The sequence below is a fragment of the Sulfitobacter undariae genome, from assembly GCF_014196805.1.
GTDB lineage: Bacteria > Pseudomonadota > Alphaproteobacteria > Rhodobacterales > Rhodobacteraceae > Sulfitobacter > Sulfitobacter undariae.
In genome coordinates, this window is the sequence record NZ_JACIEI010000010.1 from 26603 (window position 1) to 43626 (window position 17024).

The following is a 17024-nucleotide window of genomic DNA, read 5'->3' on the forward strand; positions in this document are numbered from 1 at the left end:
ATGTATCAGGCGCTATTTGCGGCCATATCATCAAGCGACTTCAGCAATGACTGCACCTTACCATCAAGCCAGACGCGGCCCATATCCACCGCACTGACATACCCGCTCAGCGGGGCCTCAAGTGCGGGAACTGCAACGGCCAGACGCGGTGCTGCGATATAGAGCGCCATCAATGCGATGAACACCAAGAGCATCGTCAAAAAGCCGGTGCGAAAGCCGCGCCGCTTGCGTTGGTGTGTAGGCGCTTCGATTTCAGGACCGCTGTCAGGGCTGGCCGCACCTGTGCGCGTGGCGCTGGACCTCAGAGTTGAATTGATTTCTTCGATGTCAGGCAGCAAGTCGCGCCGCGATCCAAGGGACCCCAATGCAGTTGCCGCAGCTTCGGGCGCGCGACCACCTGATGCCTGAACTTCTGGAACATCCCTGCCGCGTAAGCGCTCCATGCGCTCATGGGCTTCACGGTTGCGGACGTCTGCGGTTTCTTGCGATACCGCTTCTTCCATATCCATGCCCAAGTCAGGTTGGCTTTCTAGCCCGCCAGACTGCATGTTGCGCCGCGCAGCCTGTTCGGCCTCGGCTTCTTCGCGCAAGATATCTGTCACATCTGGCGTAAGGGATTTGCGCCGCGGTGTGGGGTGTGGTGGAGGGGCCGTTTCTTCGTCTGGGGCGAATGCGTCCTCATCGTCAGCATCCGCTGGGATATGATCCGCATGATGCTGGAACCATGTTTTACCACAGTTGGAACACTGCACATCACGCCCTGCGGCAGGCATCACATCATCTGGCACTTCGTACTGTGCATCGCAATTTGGACAAATAAGTCTCATTTAACGCCCCGAAACTTTACTTTGTAAACAGTTTACCACCCGTAGAGCCTACCCTATTACGTAAGTAACCGTACGAAAAGTGCAATCTGGCCTGTTTGGCCTATGCGAATGGATTGAATCTCAAGCGATGCTAAGGCACAACAGGCTAACAAAAAGGGGCGTGTCGTGATCGAGCTGGAAAATGTGGCCTACAGCTATGGCGGGGCAGAGTTGTTATCGGACATCTCGCTCAAGCTTGCGCCCGGATCGTTTCACTTCCTGACGGGGCCATCCGGGTCGGGGAAAACCACCTTGATGAAGCTGTGCTACGGGGCATTGCTGCCCACTGCTGGCTATGTCCGCATCTTCGATACTGATGTCCGCTCGCTCTCTCGCGATGATGTGGCTATGCTGCGCCGTCGGGTTGGGGTGGTGCATCAGGATTGCCAATTTTTAAACCACCTGTCGGTAAACGAGAACATTGCCCTGCCTTTGAATGTCTCGGGTCGCGGCGCCGAAGCGCAGGGCGAAGATTTAGGCGACTTGTTAAATTGGGTCGGGCTGAATGAGCGTGCAAAAGCACTGCCGCCGGAGTTGTCAGGCGGTGAACGCCAGCGTGCGGCGTTGGCGCGTGCGGTGATTATGTCTCCTGACATTGTACTGGCGGATGAGCCGACCGGGAACGTGGATTGGGAAATGTCTCAACGGCTGCTGCACTTGTTGATCGAGTTAAATAGGATGGGCAAAACCGTTCTGATCGCCACCCATGATCTCAGTCTGATCCGCGCCACAAAATCCCAAGTCCAAGCGCGTGTGTTGCGCATTGCTAACCGCCGCATCCAATTGGCAGGGGCGGATCTGTGAGGGTGCTGTCGGGACTGACTTCGGTGTTGTTGCGTGCCGAGACACAGGCAGACCGTGTTGTGCCGCCGTCGGGCTTTACCGCGCAGTTGACGTTGTTTGCGGCAGGAGCCATGGCGTTTCTTGCTGTTTTCGCGTTGGCCTTGTCACTGGCGTCGGGGCGTTTGGCGCAGCAATGGGGGGCCGAGCTGGCGCGGACTGCTACAATCCGTATCGCCGCACCGCTAGAACAGCGGCAGGCTCAAACAGATGCGGCATTGCGAATTCTGGAGACCACGCGCGGAGTGGATACGGCACGTGCGCTGAGCGATGAAGAGCAGGCAGCCTTGCTTGCCCCGTGGTTCGGGGCAGAATTGCAACTGGATGAGTTGCCTGTGCCACGGTTGATCGAAGTCATCGAAACATCCGAAGGCATGGACGCCGTTGGGTTGCGCCTGAGGCTGGCAGCAGAAGTCCCCAGCGCGGTTCTGGACGATCACAGCCGCTGGCGCGCGCCTTTGGTCAAAGCCGCGTCGCGGTTGAGAATGCTGGGGTGGGCGTCCATTATTTTGATCGGTGCTGTGACGGCTGCGATGGTGACACTGGCTGCAAATGCAGCGCTTGCCGCCAACGCACAAGTGATTGCTGTATTGCGGCTGGTCGGGGCCACAGATGACTATATCGCACGTGCCTTTATTCGTCGCTTTACGCTGCGCGCCTTGATTGGTGCGGCGGTGGGAATGGTGTTGGGTATGATTGCGGTTTTGTTCCTGCCGAGCGGGGGGGATGAGGCGGCCAGCTTTTTAACGGGACTCGGATTTCAGGGGGTGCATTGGCTGGTGCCTTTGATGATCCCGCCGCTCGCAGCGGGTGTTGCTTTTGTTGCCACGCGACTGGCTGCGCGGCGGACTTTGGAAGGACTGTCATGAATATACTGCAATGGGTTCGATCGGTTCTGTTTTCGGCGCAGGCCACCGTGATGATGCCGATCATCGGCTTGGCTTATGCGCCATGGGCGATGTTTTCCAAACGCGGAGCCTATGCGGCCTGTCATGCCTATGCAGGTTGGGTGATCTGGACAGCGGGTTGGATGGTGAACATGCGGTGTGAAGTTCGCGGTACACCGCCTACAGGAGAGGCGTTGGTCGCGTCCAAACACCAGTCGTTCCTAGACATCTTGATGATCTACCATGCGCTGCCACATGCCAAGTTTATCATGAAAAACCAACTGCGTTGGGCACCTGTTCTAGGGCAATATGCACGCAGAATGGAGATGGTTTTTGTGGATCGCGGCAAACGCGGTGCGGCCATCACGAAAATGACCCAAGAGGTCAACGCGGGGTTGCGTACGCCGGGACAGATCGTGATTTATCCGCAGGGCACGCGCTCGGCTCCGGGAACCAAGATGCCTTACAAAGTGGGTACGGCGGTTCTGTATGAGCAGTTGAGCCAGCCCTGTGTGCCTGTGGCAACTAACGCAGGCGTGTTTTGGCCACGGCGTGGATTGTACCGCAGGCCCGGTGTTGTTGTGGTGGAGTTCTTGGACCCGATTGAGCCCGGAGAAGACCGCGCAGCCTTCCTTGCGACATTGGAAGAGCGGATTGAAAGCGCATCGGAACGGTTGCTGCAAGAAACGGGTGTGGCGCATCTCTATGAATAAGATCGAAAACATTCAGGCGCTTGAAGCGCTGTACGGCACACCGGGCGCGGCATCTTTGCAAAAGGTCGCGGACCATCTGACGCCGCTGTATTTGAAGTGGATCATGGCATCGCGGCTATGCATTTTAAGTACGGTTGGGCCGAACGGCACCGATGGTAGCCCGCGTGGTGATGACGGCCCTGTTGTCTTGCCGCTGAGCCCACACAGGCTGGCGATGCCCGATTGGCGGGGCAATCAACGCTTGGATACCTTGCGCAATATCGTTGAGGACGGGCGGGTGTCGTGCATGTTCCTTGTTCCCGGATCGAACAATGTCATACGGGTGAATGGGACTGCTTTTGTCACTGATGATGCAGAACTGGCATCGCGTTTTGAAAAGCGCGGGATCAAACCTGCGACCGTGATCGTGATTGATGTTCTTGAGGTTTATAGCCAATGCGCACGGGCGTTGATGCGTGCGAAAACATGGACATCAGGGGATGAAAGCCAAGGCTTGCCAAGTGCGGGTGACATCCTTGCTGAGGTGTCGCAGGGTGTTGAAGGCGGTCCTGAATATGACGCCGCTTGGGCGCCGCGTGCGGCCAAAACCATGTGGTAGGCCGCACGCCGTAAGTTTACGCGTGGATCGCACCATCACCGCAAGCAAGCGCCGCTTCGCGCACAGCTTCGGAATAGGTCGGGTGCGCGTGGCATGTCATTGCCAAATCTTGTGCAGATGCACCAAATTCCATCGCAACGCAGACTTCGTGGATCAATTCACCTGCGGATGGGCCGATGATATGGCAGCCCAAGATGCGATCCGTTTCTTTATCTGCGATCAGTTTGACAAAACCATCACCCGAGAAGTTGGCCTTGGCGCGGGCGTTACCCATAAAGCTGAATTTGCCAACTTTATAAGCGCGGCCAGCAGCCTTTAACGTCTCTTCGGTTTCGCCAACATTTGCGACCTCTGGGTGGGTGTATATCACACCAGGGATTACAGAGTAGTTAACGTGACCATGTTTGCCAGCAATCTGCTCGGCGGCGGCCATGCCTTCGTCTTCGGCTTTATGTGCCAGCATCGGGCCCTCAATGACGTCACCGATTGCGTAGATGCCTTTGACGGATGTTTCCCAATGATCGTTGACGGCGATCTGGCCACGCTGGGTCATGGAGATGTTCAGCGCTTCAAGGCCCAACCCGTCGACATAGGGACGGCGGCCGGTGGAGACCAAAACAGTGTCCGCATCGAGCACATGTTCGCTGTCATCCTTGCGCAGTTTGTAATGCACTTTGGCTTTGCCACGGGCGGTTTCGGTTTTCTGAACAGCAGCACCCATGACAAAGGTAATGCCTTGTTTCTTCAATGTCTTTTGAAGTTGGCGGCTGATTTCGGAATCCATGCCGGGGGTGATGTGATCAAGGAATTCAACGACGGTCACTTCGGCACCCAGACGGGCATAGACAGAACCCAACTCAAGCCCGATGACGCCCGCGCCGATCACAACCATTTTCTTGGGAACTTTGCCCAATTCAAGCGCGCCAGTAGAGGTTACAACGGTGGTTTCATCGACTTCCACTCCAGGGAGTGAAGACGGCTCGGAGCCAGTAGCGATGATGATGTTTTTGGCGGTGTGCACGTCGTCGCCGACTTTGACTTTGCCCGCTTCGGGGATGGTCGCCCAGCCTTTGATCCAGTCTACCTTGTTCTTTTTGAACAAGAATTCGATACCTTTGGTGTTGGTATCAATGGTGGATTGTTTGTACTTGAGCATTTGGGGCCAATCCACGGAAGGGCTTTTGCCCTTGAGGCCCATTTCGGCAAAGTTATGCTCGGCTTCGTGCAGCATGTGGGAGGCGTGCAGCAGGGCTTTGGAGGGGATACAGCCTACGTTCAGGCAGGTGCCGCCGAGGGTCTCACGGCCCTCTACGCAAGCGGTTTTCAGGCCGAGTTGCGCGCAACGGATTGCGGACACATAGCCGCCGGGGCCTGAGCCGATGATGATGACGTCGTAATCCGACATGGGGTTCTCCTTAGTAAATTAGCTTGGTGCGGAGGGTACAGCACATGTACACCCCCTGTACACCGATGAGGCTCAAATGAGAGCGGCGATGAGGATGAGGGTTGTGGCGAGGAAACCAGTGACCCAGATGAGCGTCCGGCCCGGTGTCCAGCCGAAGAAATAGGCTGGAACAAACAGAACCCGTGCGGCCAGATAAACCCACGCACAAGTGGCGGTGAAGGCGCTGTTTTGCCCAGACATCTGCGTTACGGCGACGGCAATGCCAAATAGGATCAAGCCTTGGAAGTGGTTTTCAAATGCACGGCCCAGACGGGCTGTGCCGTCTGACATCTGGCGGCTGGGCGGGCGATCACGCGGTGACATCATATAGCCAGAGCCAACTTGTATGTTGGCAGGCACGGCAACAAGAACGAATTGTAGCACCTGCAACAAGGCGGCAAGCGTGAGGACGGTGAGTTCGGGAGTCATTATACTGTCTCGATGAAATAATGGCTCGCTTGGGTGACGGTAGAGGCGTCATCCGAGCTGAGCGCGTTTGAGCGGGTGATCCATTGATCGGCGCGGTCACGGTCATTGACCGTTAGTAGGGTGAAGGCGCGTTTGGGGTTGTCGGCATCGCGCCAGATTTGCAAAACGCTCAGTCCCGCGTCGCGGCGCGCTTCTTCATCGGCAGCAAAGGCAGTTTGCCAAGCGGTGAAATCAGTAACTTCGAAGTGGCAGATCAGTTGCATGGCGTCTCTCCTTCGGGGCTGTTGCCCTTTAACATATGGGGCAGGGTAGGCGGGTTTCCAAGGTGAATCCTGTGTGGTTTCTAACCAAGGGTGGTCCTACGCCCTGTCGCGATGAGCGTCCCACACGCGATCCACTCTCCATTTTGCTGAACGAATATATCAGCGGCCCCGACGCAAGTGTTTTTACCAACCTGTTTGGCCTGTCCGACAGCCCGTAATCTGGCACCTTGGGAGTTGCCCAGCATTTTGATCGTGAAATCCATTGTAGACATAGCATCGGTCAAGGGCAGTTTGGTGGTGACAGAGAGCATCGCCGCCATATCACCCAAAGCGCCAACCGAACTGGCTGCGAAGCAGCCGGGGGGCGCTTCGAATGGCGGGGTGAGGGGGGCCTCTAGTGTAACTGTCCCATCCGCCGCGGCGATGACCTCAACGCCAAGGGCGGCGCCAAAAGGCATCATACCCATCAAGGCCGTGAGGCGTTTGACAAGTTTGGGATCAGAAGGGAGCGAGGACATGCGCGGAGTTCCTTTGGAAAGGGGTCATTCGACAATTTCGATTGGGGTGCCGTCAGGAACGAGGGACCAGATTTTTTGCATCTCTTCATTTGTCACGGCGATGCAGCCATTTGTCCAATCCCATTTACGGTGTAGTTTCCCCAAGAAACCCCAGCCGTTTGCGATGCCGTGGATCATGATATTGCCGCCTGCCGAGACGCCCAGTTTTGCTGCATTGGCTGTGTCTGCGGCGTTTGGATAAGAAATATGCAAGCTGAGATGCGCGACGGAATTCTGGTTGCGCCAGTCGATCTGATAGGTGCCAACGGGCGTGCGTTCGTCGCCTTCTTGGACTTTGTGGCCCTGCGGGACCGCGCCTAGGGATACGGGAACCGACATGATCACTTGATCGTCGCGCAACAGGGTCAAGTTGCGGTCGGATTTATCAATGAAGACGCGGGTTGCTTGGGTTTCGGGGGCGGCCATCACAGGCGGTTGGCCCGACCCGATATAGCGCATTCCGTAGGTATAGGCCGTAATTGCGCCGACAATGACAATAACAAACAGTATGGCGATGGCTGTCTTTTTCATCATTGTCGGCGCGTTTCTTTTACAGGTCCATCAACAGGCGACGTGGGTCTTCCAGTGCTTCTTTTACACGTACAAGGAAGGTCACAGCGCCTTTGCCGTCTACGATGCGGTGATCATAAGACAGGGCGAGGTACATCATCGGGCGGATCACAACCTGGCCGTTGATGGCCATGGGGCGGTCTTGGATTTTGTGCATGCCGAGGATGCCGGACTGCGGTGGGTTCAGGATCGGCGAAGACATGAGCGAGCCGTAAACACCGCCGTTGGAGATGGTGAATGTGCCGCCCTGCATTTCTGCCATGGACAGTTTGCCGTCACGCGCACGCGCGCCTTTTTCACCGATGGCTTTTTCGATGTCGGCAAAGCTCATCGCGTCGGCGTCACGGATTACGGGAACAACAAGGCCCGTTGGCGTGCCTGCGGCGATGCCCATGTGGACGAAGTTTTTGTACACAACATCTGTGCCGTCGATTTCGGCGTTGACCTCTGGCACTTCGCGCAAGGCATGCACACAGGCCTTGGTAAAGAAGGACATAAAGCCCAGTTTAACGCCGTGTTTTTTCAAGAACAGGTCTTTGTATTCATTGCGCAGTGCCATCACCTCGGTCATGTCGACCTCGTTATAGGTGGTCAGCATGGCAGCCGTGTTCTGGCTTTCTTTCAGACGACGGGCGATGGTCTGACGCAGGCGTGTCATCTTTACACGCTCTTCGCGGCTGGCGTCATCTGCACTGACCGGTGCGCGCGGGGCGCTGGCGGCAGGTGCTGGGGCGGCTGATGCGCCAGACAGTGCCTTTGCAACGTCGTCTTTCATGACGCGGCCATCGCGGCCCGTGCCAGTAACCTGATCACGGTTCAACCCTGCTTCGGCCATCGCTTTTTTGGCGGAAGGGGCGTCTTCTACGTCTTTGCCACCAGTAGAGGCTGCTGCTGCGGGGGCAGGTGCGGCAGCGGGGGCGGATGCTGCGGCGCCTTCGCCCGAAGAAATAACGGCCAGTTTGGCAGAGGCGTCCACGGTGGAGCCTTCAGCGGCGGTGATTTCTGTCAAAACGCCTGCGGCGGGGCTTGGCACTTCGACGGACACTTTGTCAGTTTCAAGTTCACAGAGCATTTCATCTTGGGCGACGGTATCGCCGACCTTTTTGAACCAAGTGCTGACGGTGGCTTCGGTCACGGATTCACCCAAAGTAGGGACCATAACGTCAACGGCTTCGCCTGCGGCCTCTGGTTTGGCCTTGGGCGCTTCGGCGGCGTCTTGTGATTTGGGGGCTGCTGCTTCGCCGCCCTCGGATACCATGGCGAGTAGGGCGTCAACGCCTACGGTTTCGCCTTCGGCTGCAACGATCTCGCTGAGCGTGCCAGCAACGGGGCTGGGCACTTCGACGGTGACTTTGTCGGTTTCCAGCTCACACAGCATTTCGTCAACGGCGACGGTATCGCCCGGCTTTTTGAACCATGTGGCGACGGTGGCTTCTGTAACGGATTCGCCCAGAGTTGGGACGCGGACTTCATTGCTCATGGCTCAGGATCCTTTGACTGTTAGCGCATCGTTAATCAGCGCTGCTTGTTGTGCTTTGTGTTGGGACGCGAGGCCAGTTGCAGGCGATGCTGCGGTGGCGCGTCCGGCGTAATCGGGGCGTTTGTGTTTGGCTTTGATGCGGCCCAAAACCCATTCGATGTTCGGCTCAATGAAGGTCCAAGCACCTTGGTTTTTGGGTTCTTCCTGACACCAGACCATTTCGGCGTTTGTGAAGCGTTCCAATTCCTTGACCGCCGATTGGGCGGGGAAGGGGTAAAACTGCTCAAACCGCAGGATGTAGACATCTTTGATGCCGCGTGCGTCGCGTTCTTCCAGCAGGTCATAGTAGACTTTGCCCGAACACATGACGACGCGTTTGATTTTGTCGTCCGCCACCAGTTTGGTGTCTGAATTACCAAGTTCCGCATCATCCCACAACACGCGGTGGAAGCTGGAGCCTGTCTGGAATTCCTCGGCCTTGCTGACGGCCAGTTTGTGGCGCAGCAAGGATTTGGGGGTCATCAACATCAGCGGTTTGCGGTAGTTGCGGTGCAACTGGCGGCGCAGGATGTGGAAATAGTTGGCGGGTGTGGTGCAGTTCGCCACGATCCAGTTATCGCCGCCACACATTGTCAGGAAACGTTCCAGACGTGCAGAGGAGTGCTCTGGCCCTTGGCCTTCATAGCCGTGGGGCATCAGGCAGACGAGGCCGGACATGCGCAACCATTTGCTTTCACCGGAACTGATGAATTGGTCAAACATGATCTGTGCGCCGTTGGCGAAGTCGCCAAACTGGGCTTCCCACAGGGTCAGGGCGTTGGGTTCAGCCAGTGAATACCCGTATTCAAAACCCAGCACGGCATATTCGGACAACATGGAGTCGATGACTTCATATTCTGCCTGACCCTTGCGGATGTTGTTAAGCGGGTAGTACCGCTCTTCGGTGTCTTGGTTGATCAGGGCGGAATGGCGTTGGCTGAAGGTGCCGCGCGCACTGTCCTGACCGGACAGGCGTACTTTGTAACCTTCGGTCAACAGTGAACCAAAGGCGAGTGCCTCGGCGGTGGCCCAGTCGATGCCTTCGCCCGTTTCCATCATCTTGGCTTTGGCTTCCAAGAGGCGGGTGACGGTTTTGTGCAGCGGATAGCCATCCGGCGCAGAGGAGAGCGCGGTGCCTACTTCTTGCAGCGTTTCTGGGGCGATGGCGGTTTTGCCGCGCTGGTATTTCTTCTCGGTGGGGCGGCCCATGCTGGACCATTTGCCATCCAGCCAGTCGGCTTTGTTGGGGCGGTATTCTTTGCCAGCTTCAAACTCGTCATTCAGCTTGGCCTGAAACTGTGCCTTCATATCCTCGATTTCGCCTTCGGGGATCAGGCCGTCTTTGACCAGACGATCCGTATAAAGCGTCAGCGTGGTTTTTTGCTTTTTGATCTTTTTATACATGACGGGGTTTGTGAACATGGGTTCATCCCCTTCATTGTGGCCAAAGCGGCGGTAGCAGATCAGATCAATAACCACGTCTTTGTGGAACTTTTGACGGAATTCAGTTGCCACACGGGCGGCGTGCACAACGGCTTCTGGATCGTCGCCGTTGACGTGGAAAATCGGGGCCTCAACCACCAGCGCGTTATCGGTGGGGTAAGGGGAGGAGCGTGAGAAATGCGGTGCGGTGGTGAAACCGATTTGGTTGTTCACCACGATATGCATAGTGCCGCCTGTCTTGTGACCGCGCAGGCCAGATAGGGCAAAACATTCTGCCACAACACCTTGGCCCGCGAATGCTGCATCGCCGTGCAGCAAGATGGGCATAACTGCGGTGCGGTCTTTGTCACCCAATTGGTCCTGTTTGGCGCGGACTTTACCGATGACAACAGGGTTCACCGCCTCGAGGTGTGAGGGGTTTGCTGTCAGTGAGAGGTGGACGGTGTTGCCGTCAAATTCACGGTCACTGGACGCGCCGAGGTGGTATTTCACATCGCCGGAACCATCGACATCTTCGGGCTTAAAGCTGCCGCCCTGAAATTCGTTAAAGATGGCGCGATAGGGTTTCTGCATGACGTTGGCCAGAACCGACAAGCGGCCACGGTGCGGCATGCCGATAACGATGTCTTTGACGCCAAGGTTGCCACCGCGTTTGATGATCTGTTCCATCGCGGGGATCAGGGATTCACCGCCATCTAGACCGAAACGTTTGGTGCCCATGTATTTGACGTGCAGGAATTTTTCAAAACCTTCGGCCTCTACCAGCTTGTTCAGGATGGCTTTGCGGCCCTGTTTGGTGAACTGGATTTCCTTGCCATAGCCCTCAATCCGCTCTTTGAGCCACGCGGCCTCTTCGGGGTTGGAGATGTGCATGTATTGCAGCGCAAAAGTGCCGCAATAGGTGGTTTTCAGAATATCGGTGATCTGGCGCATGGTTGCGATTTGCAGACCCAGCACATTGTCGATGAAAATCGGACGGTCCATGTCAGCGTCTGTGAAACCGTATGATTTCGGGTCCAGCTCGCTCTGCTTGGTGTTTTCGCGCATGCCCAGCGGATCAAGATCAGCAGCAAGGTGGCCGCGAATGCGGTAGGCGCGGATGATCATCAGCGCACGGATGCTGTCCAGCACGGCACGTTGGATTTGTGTGTCGGTAATCTCGATGCCTTTAGCCGCGGCTTTTTCGGCGATCTTGCCGCCTGCGGCTTTGGCTTCAACGGGCCATTCGCCTGTCAGCGCAACAGTCAGGTCGTCCGTTGGCATGGGGGGCCAATCGGCCCGCGCCCATGAAGGACCAGATGCTTCTGCTTTGACGGAATTTTCATCATCGCCAAGAGCCTTGAAAAATTCTTGCCACGAGGCATCAACCGCATTCGGGTCGTTGGCATAACGGGCGTACATTTGCTCCAGATACTCGGCATTGTGGCCTTGCATGAAAGAGGATGCGTGGAGTTGGTCGTTTGCTGGCTGGTCGGTCATGGCGAGGCCTCACTGGAGAACACTTGACTTGTGGAACGGCGGCGGATGAACCGCCGCCGTTTAGAAAATGGGCTATTTTAGCCCATTAGAGATTTAGCCTTTGTTGATGGCTTCTTGCACAGCTTCACCAAGTGTCGCTGGGCTGTCTGCAACAACAATACCCGCTGCCTTCATGGCTTCGATCTTGCTTTCTGCGTCGCCTTTGCCGCCCGCAACAATCGCGCCTGCGTGGCCCATGCGGCGGCCTGGAGGGGCTGTGCGGCCTGCGATGAAACCAGCGGTTGGTTTCCAACGGCCTTTTTTCTTTTCATCCGCAAGGAACTGCGCCGCTTCTTCTTCGGCTGTACCACCGATTTCACCGATCATGATGATCGACTGTGTTTCTGGATCGGCAAGGAACATTTCGAGGATGTCGATGTGCTCGGAACCCTTGATCGGGTCGCCGCCGATGCCCACAGCGGAAGATTGGCCAAGGCCCAGATCCGTTGTCTGCTTTACCGCTTCGTATGTCAGCGTGCCGGAACGGGACACAACACCACAGGACCCACGTTTGTGGATGTGGCCGGGCATGATGCCGATTTTGCAAGCGTCTGGTGTGATAACACCGGGGCAGTTTGGCCCGATCAGACGGGATTTGGAGCCGTCCAACGCGCGCTTGACGCGCATCATGTCCAGTACCGGAATGCCTTCGGTGATACAGATGATCAGTTCCATTTCGGCGTCAATCGCCTCAAGGATCGAGTCTGCCGCGAAGGGGGGCGGTACGTAGATGACGGAAGCATTTGCTTCGGTCACGTGACGTGCTTCGTGTACCGAGTTGAAAACTGGCAGGTTCAAATGTGACTGGCCGCCTTTGCCGGGTGTGACGCCGCCAACCATTTTCGTGCCGTAAGCAATTGCTTGCTCGGTGTGGAATGTACCCTGCGAGCCGGTGAGGCCCTGACAGATAACTTTTGTGTTTTCGTTTACGAGGACTGCCATTTCAGTCGCCCTTTCTATTGTCTTTGCCGATGTCTGCTCAACTCACTTTGCATATCGCTGCGGTGGTCGGGCGTCGTGGCGTATTTAAAATAGGCGTTGCGGTAGGGTTTTGTACCGCAACGCGGATATCTTTTATTGGGGCGACTTAACCTTTTACGGCTTTCACGATCTTCTGTGCGCCGTCTTTCAGGTCATCAGCGGCGATAACATCAAGGCCGGAGTTGTTGATGATGGCTTTGCCTTCGTCAACATTTGTACCTTCAAGACGCACAACCAGTGGCACTTTCAGACCGACTTCTTTCACCGCGGCAACAACGCCCTCGGCGATGACGTCACAGCGCATGATGCCACCAAAGATGTTGACCAAGATGCCTTTGACCTGTGGGTCAGACGTGATGATTTTGAATGCTTCTGTTACTTTCTCTTTGGTCGCACCGCCACCAACGTCGAGGAAGTTTGCAGGTTCTGCACCGTAGAGTTTGATGATGTCCATTGTGGCCATCGCAAGGCCCGCACCGTTCACCATGCAACCGATTTCACCGTCCAGCGCGATGTAGTTGAGGTCGTATTTGGATGCTTCAAGCTCTTTCGCGTCTTCTTCTGTCTCGTCGCGCAGCTCGGCGACTTCGGCTTGGCGGTACATGGCGTTGCCGTCGAAGGAAACTTTGGCGTCGAGAACTTTCAAATCACCGCTGTCGGTAACGATCAGTGGGTTGATTTCCAGCATTTCCATGTCGCGCTCGATGAATGCTTTGTAGAGCAGACCCATCAGGTTAACGCACTGTTTAACTGCTTTGCCTTCCAGACCCAGCGCGAATGCGACGCGGCGGCCGTGGAATGCTTGGAAGCCAGTTGCAGGATCAACGGAGAAGTTGATGATTTTTTCTGGTGTGCTTTCGGCGACTTCTTCGATGTCCATGCCGCCTTCGGTGGAGCAGACAAAGCCAACGCGCGATGTTTCGCGGTCAACCAGCAGGGCAAGGTACAATTCGGTTTCGATGCCGGAACCGTCTTCGATGTAGACGCGGTTCACTTGCTTGCCAGCGGGGCCAGTCTGATGTGTGACCAATGTGCGGCCCAGCATCTTTTTGGCTTCTTCTGCTGCTTCTTCAACGGATTTGGTCAGGCGAACGCCGCCAGCCTCGCCTGCGTCGGCTTCTTTGAATTTACCTTTGCCACGGCCACCTGCGTGGATTTGTGCTTTGACAACCCACAGCGGGCCATCAAGTTCGGCTGCTGCGTTTTTGGCGTCTTCGGCTTTCAGCACGATGCGCCCGTCGGATACTGGTGCGCCATAGCTGCGCAGAAGGGCTTTGGCCTGGTATTCATGGATGTTCATATTGAGACGGTCCCGTTTGGTTTAGTTGATGCGTAATATACGCGCGAAATCTAATTTTTCCTGAATACCTTTTCGCAATGCGTTGGATTTGGCTAGTAGAAAATGACATTTGTGATCACACGGCAAAACCCTGTGATCACAAATCTGGTGATATTCTACGAATCGGCGGTGCGTTGCGGGGAATGGGGCATAAATCAGCAATTTATTGCTTAGATTATGTCTAAAACTATTGGTTCGTTAGGTTTCGACCTGAGCGTTGAGCCGCGCAGGGAAGGGAAAGTTCCCCGCCTTTTGGATCCGAATGTACCAAAGGCGGGGAGGATTCGGTTTAGAGCGGCATCAGCGCCCAGTAGTCGAGATCAAGCAGGACCGAGGGCAGATACTTGCCGTCTTCGCCGCGCAGATCGAAGGGGGCGCCGCCTTTGGTCGCAACCAAACGCAGGCGGATCGCGCCGACGCCGGGGGCGGATGTTTCGGCTTTGTCGAGCACTTCGGACCATGCGCGCACGGTGTCGCCTGACAGACAGGGATTCGCATGCGCGCCACCGTTGAGGCCGACCATCATTTGCGCATTCGCCAAGCCGTTGAACGACAGGGCGCGTGCCATCGAGATCACATGACCGCCATAGATCAGGCGGGTGCCGTCGGGGCGGGCCGAGGTATCGAAATGCACTTTTGCGGTGTTTTGCCACAGGCGGGTGGCCATCATGTGTTCGGCTTCTTCAATCGTCACGCCGTCGACGTGATCAATCTTTTCGCCCACTTCATAATCGCCCCAGCGGTGTGGTTCGCCCGCCAGATCAAAGTTGTAGTTGGAGAAATCCAGACCCTCGGGAATGACCAGATCGGCGGCTGCAATCGCATTGGGCAGATCAGGCACAACTGTTTCTGGTGCGGCTGCATTGACATCACGTTTGCGCACCATGACCCAGCGGACATATTCCATGACGGCTTCGTCGTGCTGGTTCAGGCCCGTTGTGCGCACATAAACGACACCGGTTTTCCCGTTTGAATTCTGCTTGAGGCCGATCACTTCGGATTGGCTGCGCAGCGTGTCACCGGGCCAGACGGGCAGCAACCAGCGGCCTTGGGCATAGCCCAGATTGGCGACTGCGTTCAGCGACACATCCGGCACGGATTTCCCGAACACCACATGAAAGGCGATCATATCGTCCAGCGGGCTGAAGGGCAGGCCGCAATCTTGGGCGAATTGATCGGAGGAGTAGAGCGCGTGGCGCGCAGGGTAGAGCGCATGATAGAGGGCGCGCTCGCCCATTTTCACGGTACGCGGTACGGCGTGGGTCAGGATTTGGCCAACACTGTAATCCTCAAAGAAATTGCCCGAATTGGTTTTGGTCGCCATGTTTAATGTGCCCCCAATTTTGTGTCTGGTGTGTAGGTGCCTTCGACTTCTTTCACCACGGATTGACCGCAGCGCATGACGCCAGCTGCATGGTCCCATGTTTGGGTGGGCGTACCGTAAAGCTCCCACCCTTTGTTCAGGGCGTCGGTGACTTTGTGACAGAAGGCTGAGGTGTCTTCCTCGGATAGGAAACGGTAAAGTTTCATGGCTGGTCCTTTGGTTCAGGAGAAGGGATTGACGCCAAGCGCGATGTGGATGCCGGCGATTGCGGCAAACATCACAAGCGAGATAACAATGAGGCGGATATAGGTGGGGCGGCCAGCGGGGGCAGGGGGTGTCCATGCTGGTTCGGATTTATTGATCAGGATGACCGAACCAACGGCCCAAGCCAGAATGCCACCGAACAGAATGATCGAGGCGAGATCACCGTTGACCAATAGGTGCGCGGCGGCCCAGATTTTGACTGCGGTGAGTTGTGGGTGACGTAATTTATAGGCGGGCCATGCTTTTGCGCCCTTGGCTGCGCTGGAGCCGTAAACCCAAAGCGCAAAGAGCATCGCAAGATTGTTGATGCCCTTTAAGAAGGCAGGCGGGTACCAGACGTTGATAAAGTCCGCTGTGCGGTACCCGATGATTATCAGGATCAGTGACGCGACAATGGCAAGAGCGATGAGGCCCTTGCCTTTGTCACCCAATGCCGCGCGTTGGGCGGGCATCAGGCGTTTGAAATAATGGGCGGCGGTCCAAAGGATCAGGCCGATAATCAATAGGGTCATGGGTTACTCCGTGGCGAGTGCTGCGATAGCCTCCAGCTTTGCCAGTGTTTCACGTGCCGTGGCAACATGTAGATTTTCCACGATCTTGCCATCGACCACCGCAACGCCTTGGCCTGTGGCTTCACACTCCTCAAACGCGGCGATCTGACGCTGGGCCAATTCGACCTCGGCCTCGGACGGGGTGAAGGCGGTATTGGCCCCTTCAAGCTGTGCAGGGTGGATCAGGGTTTTGCCGTCAAAGCCCATGTCACGGCCTTGGTCGCATTCTAGCTTCAAGCCTTCGTCATCTTTATAGGCGTTATAAACCCCGTCGATCAGGGCGATGCCGTAGGCCTTGCCTGCCAGCACGCACAGCCCCAAGCCCGCCATCATCGGCAGGCGGTCGGCGCGGAAGCGGGTTTGCAAATCTTTGGCCAGATCATTGGTGCCCATAACCATGCCTTGCAGTTTAGGATGCGCGGCGATGGCGGCGGCGTTCAACATACCCAGCGGCGTTTCCATCATGGCCCAAAGCGGCACATCCCCTGTGATCGCGGCCAATGCATCCAGATCCGCAGGTGTGTTTACCTTGGGCAGTAGAATTGCATCGGCACCCATGGCAGCGGCGGCTTTTGCATCGTCAGCGCCCCATTCTGTGTCCAGCCCGTTGATCCGAATGATTTTCATCCGTGCGCCGTAACCGCCTGTTTCCAGTGCTTCGGCCAAGGTTGCGCGCGCGGCTACTTTTTCTTCGGGAATCACCGCATCTTCGAGATCAAAGATGATGGCATCGGCAGGCAGGCCGCGGGCTTTGTCCAAGGCACGCGGTTTGGAGCCGGGGATATAGAGGACTGAGCGTAGCGGTCGGGCGATGGAGGGCATAGGGGGCTCCTGATTTGATTGGCTGCGAAATAATGTTGCGCACAAAGGGGCATTTTCACAGGTAAAGTTCAAGGTCAAACGCGCCGCGGCGCAGCA

18 protein-coding genes are annotated in these 17024 nt (G+C 56.4%); 4 read left to right on the plus strand and 14 right to left on the minus strand.

Annotated elements, in window-relative coordinates; translation table 11 throughout:
- Positions 1–5: 5 nt before the first annotated feature.
- Positions 6–827: a zinc-ribbon domain-containing protein gene (locus tag GGR95_RS13055; RefSeq protein WP_184566558.1), complete on the minus strand. Its 822-nt coding sequence runs from the start codon at positions 825–827 to the stop codon at positions 6–8.
- A gap of 165 nt (positions 828–992) precedes the next feature.
- Between GGR95_RS13055 and GGR95_RS13060 the strand changes: the two genes are divergently transcribed.
- From GGR95_RS13060 to GGR95_RS13075, 4 genes are read left to right on the plus strand one after another with little or no spacing between them, the layout of a single operon-like run.
- Positions 993–1670 (plus strand): ATP-binding cassette domain-containing protein, encoded by a 678-nt coding sequence (locus GGR95_RS13060; protein WP_184566559.1) that lies wholly within the window; start codon positions 993–995, stop codon positions 1668–1670.
- Positions 1667–2575 carry a cell division protein FtsX gene (locus GGR95_RS13065; RefSeq protein WP_425506403.1) on the plus strand — a complete coding sequence of 303 codons (909 nt, stop codon included), beginning with the start codon at positions 1667–1669 and terminating at the stop codon, positions 2573–2575. Before GGR95_RS13060 ends, GGR95_RS13065 begins: the two co-directional genes overlap by 4 nt.
- Positions 2572–3306, plus strand: coding sequence for a lysophospholipid acyltransferase family protein (locus GGR95_RS13070; protein ID WP_184566560.1), 735 nt, complete (start codon positions 2572–2574; stop codon positions 3304–3306). The genes GGR95_RS13065 and GGR95_RS13070 overlap by 4 nt, the downstream gene beginning before the upstream one ends.
- On the plus strand, positions 3299–3904 hold the full coding sequence (locus GGR95_RS13075; RefSeq protein WP_184566561.1) for a pyridoxamine 5'-phosphate oxidase family protein: 606 nt from the start codon (positions 3299–3301) through the stop codon (positions 3902–3904). Before GGR95_RS13070 ends, GGR95_RS13075 begins: the two co-directional genes overlap by 8 nt.
- Positions 3905–3920: 16 nt before the next feature.
- Here GGR95_RS13075 and lpdA read toward each other — a convergent pair whose 3' ends face one another.
- The 13 genes from lpdA to GGR95_RS13140 all read right to left on the minus strand — a co-directional run bounded on the left by lpdA (position 3921) and on the right by GGR95_RS13140 (position 16928).
- A complete protein-coding gene (gene lpdA / locus GGR95_RS13080; protein WP_184566562.1) occupies positions 3921–5309 on the minus strand; it encodes a dihydrolipoyl dehydrogenase in 1389 nt (462 codons plus the stop codon).
- 72 nt (positions 5310–5381) lie between these two features.
- Positions 5382–5777: an MAPEG family protein gene (locus tag GGR95_RS13085; protein WP_184566564.1), complete on the minus strand. Its 396-nt coding sequence runs from the start codon at positions 5775–5777 to the stop codon at positions 5382–5384.
- The gene (locus tag GGR95_RS13090; protein ID WP_184566566.1) at positions 5777–6040 is read right to left on the minus strand and encodes a hypothetical protein; all 264 of its coding nucleotides are present in this window, start codon (positions 6038–6040) and stop codon (positions 5777–5779) included. Before GGR95_RS13090 ends, GGR95_RS13085 begins: the two co-directional genes overlap by 1 nt.
- An 80-nt stretch (positions 6041–6120) precedes the next feature.
- Positions 6121–6558 (minus strand): PaaI family thioesterase, encoded by a 438-nt coding sequence (locus GGR95_RS13095; protein ID WP_184566570.1) that lies wholly within the window; start codon positions 6556–6558, stop codon positions 6121–6123.
- Positions 6559–6582: 24 nt separating this feature from the next.
- Positions 6583–7128, minus strand: a complete 546-nt coding sequence (locus GGR95_RS13100) for a L,D-transpeptidase family protein (RefSeq protein ID WP_184566572.1) — start codon at positions 7126–7128, stop codon at positions 6583–6585.
- A 19-nt stretch (positions 7129–7147) separates the two neighbouring features.
- Complete coding sequence (gene odhB / locus GGR95_RS13105) at positions 7148–8647, minus strand: 2-oxoglutarate dehydrogenase complex dihydrolipoyllysine-residue succinyltransferase (protein ID WP_184566573.1); 1500 nt, start codon at positions 8645–8647, stop codon at positions 7148–7150.
- 3 nt (positions 8648–8650) lie between these two features.
- The gene (locus GGR95_RS13110) at positions 8651–11608 is read right to left on the minus strand and encodes a 2-oxoglutarate dehydrogenase E1 component (RefSeq protein ID WP_184566574.1); all 2958 of its coding nucleotides are present in this window, start codon (positions 11606–11608) and stop codon (positions 8651–8653) included.
- A gap of 93 nt (positions 11609–11701) precedes the next feature.
- Positions 11702–12589, minus strand: coding sequence for a succinate--CoA ligase subunit alpha (gene sucD / locus GGR95_RS13115; RefSeq protein ID WP_184566575.1), 888 nt, complete (start codon positions 12587–12589; stop codon positions 11702–11704).
- Between the two features lie 145 nt (positions 12590–12734).
- On the minus strand, positions 12735–13928 hold the full coding sequence (gene sucC, locus GGR95_RS13120) for an ADP-forming succinate--CoA ligase subunit beta (RefSeq protein WP_184566576.1): 1194 nt from the start codon (positions 13926–13928) through the stop codon (positions 12735–12737).
- Positions 13929–14256: 328 nt separating this feature from the next.
- Entirely contained in the window at positions 14257–15291 is a 1035-nt protein-coding gene (locus tag GGR95_RS13125) for a MaoC family dehydratase (protein ID WP_184566577.1), read from the minus strand.
- A 2-nt stretch (positions 15292–15293) separates the two neighbouring features.
- Positions 15294–15497, minus strand: coding sequence for a DUF1737 domain-containing protein (locus tag GGR95_RS13130; RefSeq protein ID WP_184566578.1), 204 nt, complete (start codon positions 15495–15497; stop codon positions 15294–15296).
- 15 nt (positions 15498–15512) lie between these two features.
- Complete coding sequence (locus tag GGR95_RS13135; RefSeq protein WP_184566579.1) at positions 15513–16067, minus strand: NnrU family protein; 555 nt, start codon at positions 16065–16067, stop codon at positions 15513–15515.
- A 3-nt stretch (positions 16068–16070) separates the two neighbouring features.
- Complete coding sequence (locus tag GGR95_RS13140) at positions 16071–16928, minus strand: HpcH/HpaI aldolase/citrate lyase family protein (protein WP_184566580.1); 858 nt, start codon at positions 16926–16928, stop codon at positions 16071–16073.
- Positions 16929–17024 lie beyond the last annotated feature (96 nt).